Here is an 11,564-nt window from a genome sequence, read left to right on the forward strand (position 1 = left end):
CACTCACATCATCGGGGCCGAAACCCCTAGTGAGCCGATATGCAGCGATCGATCCATCGATCCGGACCAAACCGCCCTCATATCTCTTCAGTATTCCAGCAATGTCAAAGAGCAGCAGAGACAAAACCAGCCGGAAGCGCCAAAACCCTATCAGCGCAACCGCCCATCATGCCTCCGATCAAACCCCGAAGAACCAGCAATCCATCGCCAGACCCCCAGGACCACCAGAACAACGCCCCGCGCCGTCCGGTGAGCCGCTATCTAGTCCCTCAAAAAAAACTCCGCAACCCCAAAATGAAGAAAAAATGACACCCAACACACAACTTCCTGTGGATAACCACCACGAACCCACAAGAATCCACGAAAAACAAAGGTGGGGGCACCGATTGCGGCTTGCGGCATACGGTCAATGTGGCACGATTCCCCGACTCGCAAGCACCGCAAGGCCCATGGAAGTCCCGACTGCCAGGCTGGAACGATGGTGGCGCGGCCTTGTCAGCCGCGTCCTGCGCCTGCGCTACCGTTCATATATAAGTGCAACCGGGCCTCTTTACCTGCATCCCCGCGTGGTGATCCGGCAGATCAGGCCCGAAGGCGCCCGCGGCGAATCGCTGACCATCGTCGCTGCGGGCCACAACAGCATCGGACTTGGCACGATCATCCAGAGCTGCGGCACCCTGCATCTGGGCGAAAGATCGTTCGTGGGCGACTGCTGTGGACTCGGATGCAATCACCGAATCACGATCGGGAACGACGTGATGATCGCGCAGGCCGTCAGCATCCGGGACAGCGACCACGCGACCGAACGGCTCGACATTCCGATGAACAGGCAGGGAATCGTCACCTCGCCCGTGACGATCTAAGACGACGTCTGGATCGGTATCGGCGCGATCATCCTGCGCGGTGTCACGATCGGCCGCGGCGCGGTCATCGCCGCCGGCGCAGTCGTGACGCGCGATGTCCCGCCGATGGCGATCGCGGGCGGCGTCCCCGCACGGGTCATCGGCACCCGCCGGCCCCCGCGGCCCGGCTCCGACCCCTGACCGCTATTCCTTCAACATCGCGGCCAGCGCGTGCCACGAAGCCTTTGGCGTCCGCCTCTGGGTGGCATAGTCCACATGGACCAGGCCAAAGCGGCGCTCATAGCCAAAGGCCCATTCGAAATTGTCCAACAGCGACCAGTAAAAGAAGCCACGCAGATTGACCCCCGCCGCGATCGCATCGCGCGCGGCGGCCAGGTGGCGGTCGATATAGGCCACACGCTGCGCGTCGTTGACCGCGCCATCCACCACGCGGTCATCCCAGGCCATGCCGTTTTCCGTCACGACCAGCGGCAGATCCCCCGCATGATCGCGCGCAACGCGGATCAGCAGATCGCTCAGGCCCTCGGGATGGATCTCCCAGCCCATCTGCGTCTTGGGCAGCGGCCCCTCGACCGCGCGGGTGGCCGGCCACAGGGCCTCCGGGTCGGCCGCGATCACGTTGCGCGTGTAATAGTTGATCCCCAGCCAGTCGAGCGGCGCCGAGATCAGGCCCATGTCCTGCGCGAATCCGCGCGGCATATGCGGCTCCAGCGCCTGCAGGATGTCCTGCGGATAGCCCCCCCCGAACACGGCGTCCAGGAACCAGCGATTGGCGATCCCGTCCTCGGTCCGCGCGGCGGCAATGTCGGCGGGATCGTCGCTGGCCGGCTGCATCCGGGTCAGGTTCAGGACGATGCCCAGATTGCCATGCCCGGCCGCGCGCATCGCCTCGACCCCCAGCCCATGCGCCAGCAGGACATGATGCATCGCCCGCGCCGCGGCGCGGATGTCGCGCAGGCCCGGCGCGTGATGGCCCAGGAAGTGGCTCAGCCAGGCCACGCACCAGGGCTCGTTGATCGTGGCCGTCGCCGCCACGCGGTCGCCGATCCGACCCATCACGATTCCGGCGAACTCGGCGAAACGCGCGGCCGTGTCGCGATTGGCCCAGCCGCCCTGATCGGCCAGCGCGGACGGCAGGTCCCAGTGATACAGCGTCAGATACGGCTTCAGCCCGCGCGCCAGCATCGCATCGACCAGCCGGTCATAGAAATCCAGCCCCTCGGGATTCACGGCGCGCCCGTCCGGCATGACCCGCGCCCAGGAGGTCGAGAACCGATAGGCGTCAAAGCCCGCATCCCGCACCAGGTCCAGATCGCCCTCATACCGATGGTAATGGTCGCAGGCGACCGATCCGTCATCGCCGTTCAGAACATTGCCGGGCGTTGCGGCAAAGCTGTCCCAATGCGAGGGTCCACAGCCGCCAAAGCGCGATCCCTCGATCTGATAGGCCGCCGTGGCGGCACCAAAGAGGAAGCCGGCGGGAAAGTCGCGGCGCGTCAGGGTCAGGCTCATGGCGAATCCTCTGCAAGGGGCTCCGCGCCTGCTTCTAGCGCCACTGGCCGGGCCCTGTCCAATGGCTGTGCCCTTCCTTGCGCGGCCCCGGCCCGCTATCCTGACCCGGCAGGGCATCGGGCACGGGGTCCGGCCAAGGGGGGCGCAATGCAGATTTCCTTTCACGGCGCGGCCGGGGGTGTCACAGGCTCTTGCCACCTTCTGCGCGCGAACGGCCAGACGATCCTGATCGATTGCGGCATGTTCCAGGGCGCCCATGACATGGATATCGACAATGCCGACGATTTCGGCTTTTCACCCGGCGCGGTCGATGTCCTTCTGCTGACCCACGCGCATCTGGACCATTGCGGCCGCATCCCCCTGCTGCACCGGCGCGGCTTTGACGGAGAGATCATCAGCACCGCGCCCACCCGCGACCTTGCCCGGCTGGTGCTTCTGGACGCGGCCAACCTGAACGAGGAAGAGGCCCGCCGCCGCCAGCGCCATGGCGAGAAGCAGCCGCCGCTGTTCGACACGCTGGACGTGGTGGAAAGCTTCGACCATTTCGGCCGCACGGCCCGACTTGGCCAGCCGATCCAGATCGGCCGCGGCATCACCGCCACCTTCTTCGAGGCCGGGCATATCCTGGGCTCGGCCAGCGTCCTGCTGGAGATCGCCGAATCCGGCCAGACGCGCCGGGTCCTGTTCTCGGGCGATATCGGCCCGCGCGAACGTCCGCTCCTGAACCCGCCCGCGCCGCCATCGGGCGCCGATATCGTGGTGATGGAATCCACCTATGGCGACCGCGACCATCGCGCGCTGGACGGCTCGGTCCAGGAATTCCTGGACGCGATCCGCGATACCGACGACCGCGGCGGCAATGTCATCATCCCGACCTTCGCGCTGGAACGCGCGCAAGAGCTTCTGTTCTTCCTGCGCGAAGGCATGATGTCGGGCCGCATCCGCCGGTCGATGCCGGTCTTTCTGGATTCCCCGATGGCGATATCGGCCACGCGGATCTACCGCAAACACGCCGACGCGATGCGGCCCGAGTTCGCCACCCGCCTGCGCGCGGGCAAGGACCCGTTCGACCTGCCCGAGCTGCACTTCACCCGCGATTCGGCCGAATCGATGGCGCTGAACCGCATCCGGTCGGGCGCGGTGATCATGGCCGGTTCGGGCATGGCCACGGGCGGGCGGGTGCGCCACCACCTGCGGCACAATCTGGGCTGCAGCGCCTGCAGCGTGATCTTCGTGGGCTTTGCCGCCGAAGGCACGCTGGCGCGGATCATCATCGACGGCGCGCGCTCGGTCCGGCTGATGGGCGACGACATCCCGGTGCGCGCGCGCATCCACACGATCAACGGATTTTCCGCCCATGCCGGGCGCAGCGACCTGATCGACTGGCACAGGCGGACGGGCAAGCCCGACGTGACCTTCCTGGTCCACGGCGAACAGCCCGAACGCGAAAGACTGGCCAAGGACCTGACCGGCCGGGTCGAGCTGCCGATGATGCACCAATCCTTCGAGCTGTAGGGGGCATTTTGCGGCTTCGACATCCACCGGTCTTGTATAGACTGTGCCCACGACCATCCAACCGGACAACAGCAGGGAATACCGCATGGCAGGGCTGATCTGCGCAATCCCCATCGTGTCGCAGCTTCTGTCGGCCTGCGCTCCGCCGGGCCCCATCGCCACCGGCTATGTCGAGGGTGAATTCCTGCTCATCGCCCCGGTTGCCACGGCACAGATCGACGTGCTCGAGGTCGAACGCGGCGACACGGTCTCGACTGGCGATGTGCTGGCGCGAATGGAACGGCGTGACGCCCAGATCGCCCTGGCCGAGGCCAATTCCGCATTGGCCCAGGCCGAAAGCCGGCTGGCGGACCTGCGCGCGGGCCGCCGCCCCGAGGAAATCCGTGTCGTCGAGGCAGAGCTGGCCTCGGCGCGCGCGCAGGCGGCCGAGGCCGAGCGTGCGGCCATCCGCCTGCGCGAACTGTTTCAGCGTGGCGCGGCTGCACAAAGCCAGCTGGACGATGCCGAAACCCGCGCCGCGGTCGCACGCGCCCGCGTGGCCGAGGTCGAGGCCAATCTCGCCGTCGCGCGCCTGCCCGCCCGTGCACATGAAATCGCCGCGGCCGAGGCCGCAGTCGCACAGGCCCGTGCCCGCCGCGACGCCGCCGCATGGCAGCTGGACCAGCGCACCCTGACCGCTCCGGCACCAGGTCGCGTGGACGAGATCCTGCGCCGCGCCGGGGAAATCGCCGGGCCCCAGGCGCCGATCCTTTCGATCCTGCCCGATGGCGGCGCGCTCTTGCGGCTGTATGTTTCCGAACCCGATCTGGCGCGGATCGCGCCGGGCGTCCGGCTTGTGGTCAATTGCGACGGCTGCCCCCCCGGCAGCCACGCAACCGTGACCTATGTGTCGGACGAACCCGAATTCACGCCGCCCGTGATCTATTCGCTGGAAAACCGGCAAAAGCTTGTCTGGCTGGTCGAAGCCCGGCCGGACCGCCCGGAGCCCTGGATGAAACCCGGACAGATCGTCGATGTCGCGCTGGCGGGGGACGAATGAAGGTCGCATCCACGCCGGCGCGCGAACTCGCCATCGACGTCCACGGCATCGTCAAGCGTTTCGGCGATCGCGTCGCGGTCGACGGCGTCTCGTTGCGGGTCGAACAGGGTCAGATCGTCGCCTTCCTGGGGCCGAACGGATCGGGCAAGACCACGACGATGCGCGTCTTGTGCGGGCTTCTGACCCCCGATGCCGGCGAAGGCCGCGTGCTTGGCATGGACCTGTTGCGCGACACAATTCGCATCCGTCAAGAGATCGGCTACATGACGCAGAGCTTTTCGCTCTACGAGGAACTGACGATCGAGGAGAATCTCGAATTCGTCGCTGGTCTTTACCGATTGCATCCGGCGCGCGAACATGTCCGCCGCACCCTAGCGGATCTGGGCCTCACCTCGCGGCGCAATCAGCTGGCGGGAACGCTTTCGGGCGGATGGAAACAGCGCCTTGCCCTGGCCGCATGCGTGATGCACCAGCCACGCCTTCTGGTGCTCGACGAACCGACCGCCGGCGTGGACCCCAAGGCGCGCCGCGAATTCTGGCAGGAACTGCACGCTCTGTCTCTGGCGGGGATAACGGTCCTCGTCTCGACCCATTACATGGACGAAGCCGAACGCTGCCACCAGATCAACTATGTCTCGCAGGGCCGGCTGATCGTCACCGGCACGGTGGACGAGGTCATCGCGCGGTCGGGCCTGGTCACCTGGGTGCTGCGCGGCGGACGCATGGATGAGGCCGAACGGCTGCTGCGCGCCGCCCCGCATGTGGACCAGGTCGCACCCTTCGGCGCGGAACTGCATGTCGTGGGCCGGGACGGTCCTGCTCTGGCCAGGGTCGTGAGGCAGATCGCGCGGGATACGGATGCTCAGGCCGAACCCTCGGTCACCCGGCTCGAGGATGCCTTCATCCATTTCATTGGCCGCGGCGCCCCGGACCGGAACGGAGAGCCCGCATGAGGCCGGATTTTTCCCTGCGGCGCCTGCTGGCCATGTTGCGCAAGGAGCTGATCCAGATGCGGCGCGATCGGATCACCTTTGCGATGATGCTGGGCGTGCCGCTGATGCAACTGGTGCTGTTCGGCTTTGCCATAAACAACGACCCGAAACACCTGCCCGCCGCGCTGGTGGCCCCCACCCATGACAGCCATACCCGCGCCATCGTGACCGCACTCGAGCTCACCGGGTATTACCGCTTCGATTATCCGAACGTGACCGCCGCCCGGGCCGAGGCCCTGATGGAACAGGGCAAGGTGGCCTTTGTTGTCACGATCCCCTCGGACTTTGCGCGGCGCGTCGAGCGGGGCGACGAACCCCGCATTCTGATCGAGGCTGATGCAACCGATCCCTCGGTGGCGTCGGGCGCCATCTCGACGCTGGGGACGGTGGCAGCACAGGCATTGCTTCACGAACGGCGGGCCGAGGCCCAGGCCGCCGAAGCCGCCCGCGGCCAGCTTCAGGTCATCGTGCACCGTCGCTACAACCCCGAGGGCATCACCCAGTACAATATCGTGCCCGGTCTTCTGGGCGTCATCCTGCAGATGACGATGGTGATGATGACCTCGATGGCTCTGACGCGCGAGATCGAGCGCGGCACGATGGAGAACCTTCTGGCCATGCCCGCCACGCCGCTTGAAATCATGTTGGGAAAGATCCTGCCATTCTTCGGCGTTGGCGCAGTTCAGATCGCGGTGGTCCTGCTTGCCGCAAGGATCCTGTTCAACGTGCCTTTCGTGGGCGCCCTGGACTTGCTTCTGGTCAGCGTGCTGATCTTCGTGATGGCGCTGGTGCTGCTCGGTTACACGATTTCGACCTTCGCCCGCACCCAGATGCAGGCGATGCAGCTGACATTCTTCTTTTTCCTGCCGTCCCTGCTGCTTTCGGGTTTCATGTTCCCGTTTCGCGGCATGCCCGGCTGGGCCCAGGCACTGGGAGAGATCTTTCCCCTGACCCATTTCCTGCGCGTGGTCCGCGCGGTCATGCTGAAAGGCGCCGATCTGGCGAACGTTGCGGTCCCCCTGGCCGCGTTGATCGGCTTTACGGTCGTCTATGCGGCCATCGCGCTTGTCCGGTTCAGGCGGACGCTGGATTGACACCTCACACCGCGATCACCTCGCCGTCGCGGGCCAGGGCGTGGCGGGTCTGCTGCGCCCCGGTCATCAGCGCGGCATCCAGTTCGTGGTTCACGTGGATCAGCCGCGTGGCGGGTGCATCCAGTTCGTTCAGGATCGCCTCGGCCTCGGTCAGGTCGTTGTGGTTGCGCGGCTCCGGGCTGCCCGCGGGATAGGCGCAGTCCAGCAGCACCAGCCCGGGCCGGGCCGCGCGCAGCGCCGCGATCGTGGCAGGCTCCAGTCCGCGCGTATCGCTCAGCCATGCCAGGCGGCGGCCGTCGCATTCGATCACCCAGCCCAGCGTGGGGCGCGTATGGCTCAGCGCGACGGCGGTCACGCGGATCGGGCCCAGATCCAGTTCCTGACCCGGCACGACATGGTGGAACCGCAGCCGCCCGGGGCTTCTGGTCAGATCGTCGAACCCCGCCGGATCGTCCGGACACCAGACCGGCAGCGGCTCGGCCATGCTCCAGCGCATCAGCGCCAACCCCATCGCGTGATCGGCATGGAAATGGGTCAGCAGGACGCCATCCAGCGTGCCGGGTGGAAAGCGGTCGTTCAGATCGCAGCGTCCCGCATCGATCAGATAGCGCCGCCCGCCCGCCTCCAGCAGCGCCGAAGTCGGCGCCCGCGCCCGCGAAGGATCACGCCGCGCCGCCGCGCAGGCGACACATGCACAGCCATGGACGGGCGCGGCCCACACACCCCCGGTGCCCAGCAAGGTCAGACGCATCGCAACCCTCCATCCTGGTCGCACAGGACCCTAGCACCTTTGACGCGCGCCGCAATCGGCGCGTGTCCCGGCATCGGTCAGGCGGCAACCGCCCCGTCGGCCGTCCCGTCTGGCGCCCCGTCGGTCGTCCCGTCTGCCATCCGGTCATTGGCCATCTCGCGCGCATGGATCCCCAGGATCACAAGGCCGGGCCAGACCATGTAGGCCTCGATCTCCAGGTTCTCGCCAAAGGACAGCAGCACGATGGTCATCACCACGCCCATGGGCAGGACCCCGCGCGGGCCGCGCGCGGCATCGGCCATCGTCACCAGCACCTGCCAGACCAGCGGCACCAGAAGCGCAAGGAACCCCACCAGTCCCTTGACGAACAACAGCCCATACCAGGTGTGATGGCTGCCGATCGGCATGTATTCCACCAGGTGCGGACCGGGCTGCACCGTGCCGTGGCCGAACCACACGGCCTCGTTCTGCCAGCGTTCCCAGGCGATGCGCTGCAGCGTCGCCCGCACGCGCGAGGAATCGGCCCGCGCGCTGAGAAACGCGTGCCTGGCGGTCTCGACCGTCTGAATCAGCCAGCCGCCGATCACCGCCACCGAGGCTGCAAGCCCCGCCAACACCTGCCAGGCCCATCCGCGCAGGACCAGCGGCATCATCCGCGGCCCCAGCGTGCAGGCCACCAGCCCCACCAGCCCCATGCGCGACTTCGAGGCCAGGATCATCAGCACGCCCCCCGCGATCCCCAGCGCCTTCCAGCGGGGCGACTTCTCCTCCAGCGCGAAGACGACCATGATCACGCCCAGCAACGCGGCAAAGGGCGACCACGGCGCATAGAACTGCCAGCGCGGCGTCCAGTTCGACGGGTCATAGGTGAACAGGAAGACCGTGAAATATTCCGGCCCCGGCCCGCCGATCGCCTTCAGGGGCGAAGTAAAGACCCGCTCGGGCAGGCCCAGATAGGGCGCGGCCAGCAGCACGGGCGCCACCGCCAGCGTCCAGGCCCCCACCACGCATTGCGCGCGGATCAGGATCTCTCGCCGGATCGGCAGGACCGAACCGGCCAGAATGAACAGCGCCAGAAGTGCCCAACCCTTGGCCCAGCCGATCGAGCTCTTGATCGTCTGCTTGGTGCCCAGGCCCCAGTCCAGATGCCCGACCCAAAGCGCAACCAGCATCGTCAGCATGCCCAGACCCCAGGCCCAGACGATGGGCGGCACCGGGCCCGTCGCGCGCAGGTCGGGGCGAATCGCGGGGCCCAGATACAGCGACAGCCCCGCCAGGAAGGCCAGCAGCCAGGCCAGGACCGGCCCCACGACGTAAAGCGCGCCGATTGCATAGAAGGGCCAGGTCAACACAAGCGCCTTCCAGACCATCCATTCGGCCGGATTGGCCGGGGTGACATCTGGCCCCTTGCTCATGCCGCGCGACCCTTGGCCAGAAGCCACCCGATCAGCGGGCCGCGGATCCAGCCCAGGACCAGCCCGATCAGCATCAGGACAGTCGCGGCAATACCCGCTGCGACAGCCAGCTTCGGACGGGGCGAAGACGGCTCATCGGGCAGGCTTGGATCTTCCAGCACCTGCACAAGCGGATACGAGCCATAGGGATCGGACTTGGTTGACTGGCTGCGCGCGATGGCCGAGGCAAAGACCGCTTCGGCCACGGCAAAGTCGCGTTGCAGGTCCTGCAACTTCGCGGCCAGGGGCGCCAGCTCGCGCAGCCGGGCCGTCTCGCGCTCCAACCGCGCGGATTGTTCCTGCCACTGGGCCTGCAGCCCCGCGCGCAAGGATTCATGGCGCACAAGCTCGGCCAGCAGCTCGGCGCGCGCACCGTCCGGCGCCAGGTCGATGCGGCCCAGAATCATTTCCGGCAGCCCGGTCAGAAACACGGCCCGCGTCAGCGCCTTGGTGCGCTCGTTGTAATAGGCCGCGCGCGCCCGTTCGACCTGTGGATGGTTCGGTCCATGCCGCGCATCCAGCTGCGCCAGCGTCGCCGCGCTGTCCGACATCTGACGCACGATGGCCAGATATTCCGCATCGGCAAACAGCTTCAGCGCCGCCGCCGCCTGATCGGCGGTCAGGCCCAGCCGGTCCGACAGGCTCTGCACGATCTCTTCTTGCTGCTCAAGGCTTGCGCGCAATCCTTCCACCTCGGCGCGCAGGCGGTCATTCTCGGCCACCATTGCGTCATATTGATCGATCGACAACAGCCCCGTCCTTTTCTGCAACTCGGTGATCGCCGCGCGCGTGCGCTGGACGGATGCGCGATATTCCTCGATCGCCCCATCGCCGCCAGAGGCGCGGGATTGCGTCTCGTCCGCGCGCAGCCGGTCAAGCTCGGCATAGAAGGCCTGCATCACGGCGTTCAGCCGCGCCTGCGCGTCCTCGGGCGTTTCGCCGGTCATCTGGACGTGGATGAGCCCGGTCTGATCGACCAGCGTGATGCGCGGCGCGCCCAGATCGCGCGTGTCGATCCCCAGGCTGGCCGCGGCAGCTGCCAATATCCGATTGGCCGAAATCAGCCGCTTGTAGGTTTCGGTCGGGCTGACCGCGTTGCTGGCAAAGGCCGAGTTCGAATAGGACGTGGCCTGCCCGATATCGTCCAGGTTGACCGAGGCCGACACGCCCGATCCGGGCAGGATCAGCGACATCGAGGACGTATAGCGCACCGGCGCGGTCTTCAGATAGGTCAAGATCGGCACCCAGATCGCCGCCACGCCCAGCAGGAACACCGCCGCATAGCGCGGCAGCCGCCCGCCATCGCCCAGCCGCCCGCCCATCAGCACGCGCCGCAGGGACAGATGCCGCAGCGGCATGCGCCAGAGAAGCCCGCGCCGGCGCGGAGTCAAGACGGGTTCAAATGGCAGTTCCGGGTCGTCACCATCGGGCGCGCGCAGCACATCTCGCAAGAACATCGGCATCTCCTTTGGCCGTGTTCTAGCGCCATCCATGCGCTTTTGCCTGCACGAGCCCGGATGATTCCGGATGACGGATGGATGGGTCCTTATCCGCCCGGATAGGGTTCAGAACAATCCTGCGTCCCGCGCCACGATGGCCGCCTGCGTGCGGTTCGAGACGTCCAGCTTGCGATACAGGGTCTTCATGTGCAGCTTGACCGTGGGTTCGGTCAGGTCCAGATCGCGCGCGATTTCCTTGTTGGACTTGCCCTCGGTCAGGCCCTTCAGCACCTGCAGCTCGCGCCGGGTCAGCCTTTCGGCCAGCGGGTTCGTCGCGGCGTCCTCCTGCGCGGTCATGAACGAGATGGGGGCGTATTGCTCGCCCATCGCCATGAACTTGATCGCGTTGACCAGCGACTTCGCCGGCAGGGTCTTGGGCACGAACCCGGCCGCGCCGGCCTCCAGCACCCTTTCGGCGAACTCCCGGCTGGCCTCGCCCGAGATGATCGCCACGCGCTGGCCGCCCGCCAGCTCCATTGCCTCGCGCAGGCTGTTCAGCCCCTGCATCCCCGGCATCTTGTAGTCCAGCAGCACCAGATCAAAGGGCCCGCGCGCCACGATCGCCTCGCAGGCCGCGCGGAAATCCGGCGCGGTCTCGGTCTCGATCCCCCCCTCGGCCCCCAGATAGGCCACCAACATGTCGCGCAGCAGGTCGTGATCGTCGGCAATCAGGATTCTCACGTCTGTCCCTCAATTTTCCCGCATGACGAATATTTCCCTCCACGCACGAAATCGCAAGGAGATTCGGGCCTCGTCCCATCCGAACGGATAGGTGCCCGACCCGGCCAGAGAGGCCCCCCACCGGATCGTTCAGGGTGCCTGATCTTCTGCGCCTTGACCTGTCC

The 11,564-nt window shown here is 66.8% G+C and carries 11 protein-coding genes; 6 read left to right on the top strand and 5 right to left on the bottom strand.

The window, feature by feature from the left end:
• Nucleotides 1–449 precede the first annotated feature (449 nt).
• Complete coding sequence (locus LV82_RS15210) at nt 450–863, top strand: LbetaH domain-containing protein (protein ID WP_281259914.1); 414 nt, start codon at nt 450–452, stop codon at nt 861–863.
• Nucleotides 864–896: 33 nt separating this feature from the next.
• On the top strand, nt 897–1,043 hold the full coding sequence (locus tag LV82_RS07070; protein ID WP_281259916.1) for an LbetaH domain-containing protein: 147 nt from the start codon (nt 897–899) through the stop codon (nt 1,041–1,043).
• A 3-nt stretch (nt 1,044–1,046) separates the two neighbouring features.
• Here LV82_RS07070 and LV82_RS07075 read toward each other — a convergent pair whose 3' ends face one another.
• The gene (locus LV82_RS07075; protein WP_104070782.1) at nt 1,047–2,369 is read right to left on the bottom strand and encodes a GH1 family beta-glucosidase; all 1,323 of its coding nucleotides are present in this window, start codon (nt 2,367–2,369) and stop codon (nt 1,047–1,049) included.
• Between the two features lie 153 nt (nt 2,370–2,522).
• Here LV82_RS07075 and LV82_RS07080 point away from each other — a divergent pair, with 153 nt between their 5' ends.
• The 4 genes from LV82_RS07080 (at nt 2,523) to LV82_RS07095 (ending at nt 7,015) form a co-directional block, all read left to right on the top strand.
• Nucleotides 2,523–3,890, top strand: coding sequence for an MBL fold metallo-hydrolase (locus LV82_RS07080; protein ID WP_104070307.1), 1,368 nt, complete (start codon nt 2,523–2,525; stop codon nt 3,888–3,890).
• 85 nt (nt 3,891–3,975) lie between these two features.
• The gene (locus tag LV82_RS07085) at nt 3,976–4,929 is read left to right on the top strand and encodes an HlyD family secretion protein (RefSeq protein ID WP_104070308.1); all 954 of its coding nucleotides are present in this window, start codon (nt 3,976–3,978) and stop codon (nt 4,927–4,929) included.
• Nucleotides 4,926–5,882, top strand: coding sequence for an ABC transporter ATP-binding protein (locus tag LV82_RS07090; protein WP_104070310.1), 957 nt, complete (start codon nt 4,926–4,928; stop codon nt 5,880–5,882). The genes LV82_RS07085 and LV82_RS07090 overlap by 4 nt, the downstream gene beginning before the upstream one ends.
• Nucleotides 5,879–7,015 carry an ABC transporter permease gene (locus tag LV82_RS07095; protein ID WP_104070312.1) on the top strand — a complete coding sequence of 379 codons (1,137 nt, stop codon included), beginning with the start codon at nt 5,879–5,881 and terminating at the stop codon, nt 7,013–7,015. Before LV82_RS07090 ends, LV82_RS07095 begins: the two co-directional genes overlap by 4 nt.
• Nucleotides 7,016–7,019: 4 nt before the next feature.
• Here the strand turns inward: LV82_RS07095 and LV82_RS07100 are convergent, their stop codons facing one another.
• The 4 genes from LV82_RS07100 to LV82_RS07115 all read right to left on the bottom strand — a co-directional run bounded on the left by LV82_RS07100 (nt 7,020) and on the right by LV82_RS07115 (nt 11,400).
• On the bottom strand, nt 7,020–7,766 hold the full coding sequence (locus LV82_RS07100) for an MBL fold metallo-hydrolase (RefSeq protein WP_104070314.1): 747 nt from the start codon (nt 7,764–7,766) through the stop codon (nt 7,020–7,022).
• Between the two features lie 77 nt (nt 7,767–7,843).
• The gene (locus LV82_RS07105; protein ID WP_245873102.1) at nt 7,844–9,181 is read right to left on the bottom strand and encodes an O-antigen ligase domain-containing protein; all 1,338 of its coding nucleotides are present in this window, start codon (nt 9,179–9,181) and stop codon (nt 7,844–7,846) included.
• Nucleotides 9,178–10,677, bottom strand: a complete 1,500-nt coding sequence (locus LV82_RS07110) for a GumC family protein (RefSeq protein ID WP_245873103.1) — start codon at nt 10,675–10,677, stop codon at nt 9,178–9,180. Before LV82_RS07110 ends, LV82_RS07105 begins: the two co-directional genes overlap by 4 nt.
• Before the next feature lie 108 nt (nt 10,678–10,785).
• Nucleotides 10,786–11,400, bottom strand: a complete 615-nt coding sequence (locus LV82_RS07115; protein ID WP_104070315.1) for a response regulator transcription factor — start codon at nt 11,398–11,400, stop codon at nt 10,786–10,788.
• Nucleotides 11,401–11,564: the final 164 nt, after the last annotated feature.

Source organism: Albidovulum inexpectatum (assembly GCF_002927635.1).
In the GTDB taxonomy this organism is placed as follows: Bacteria; Pseudomonadota; Alphaproteobacteria; order Rhodobacterales; family Rhodobacteraceae; genus Albidovulum; species Albidovulum inexpectatum.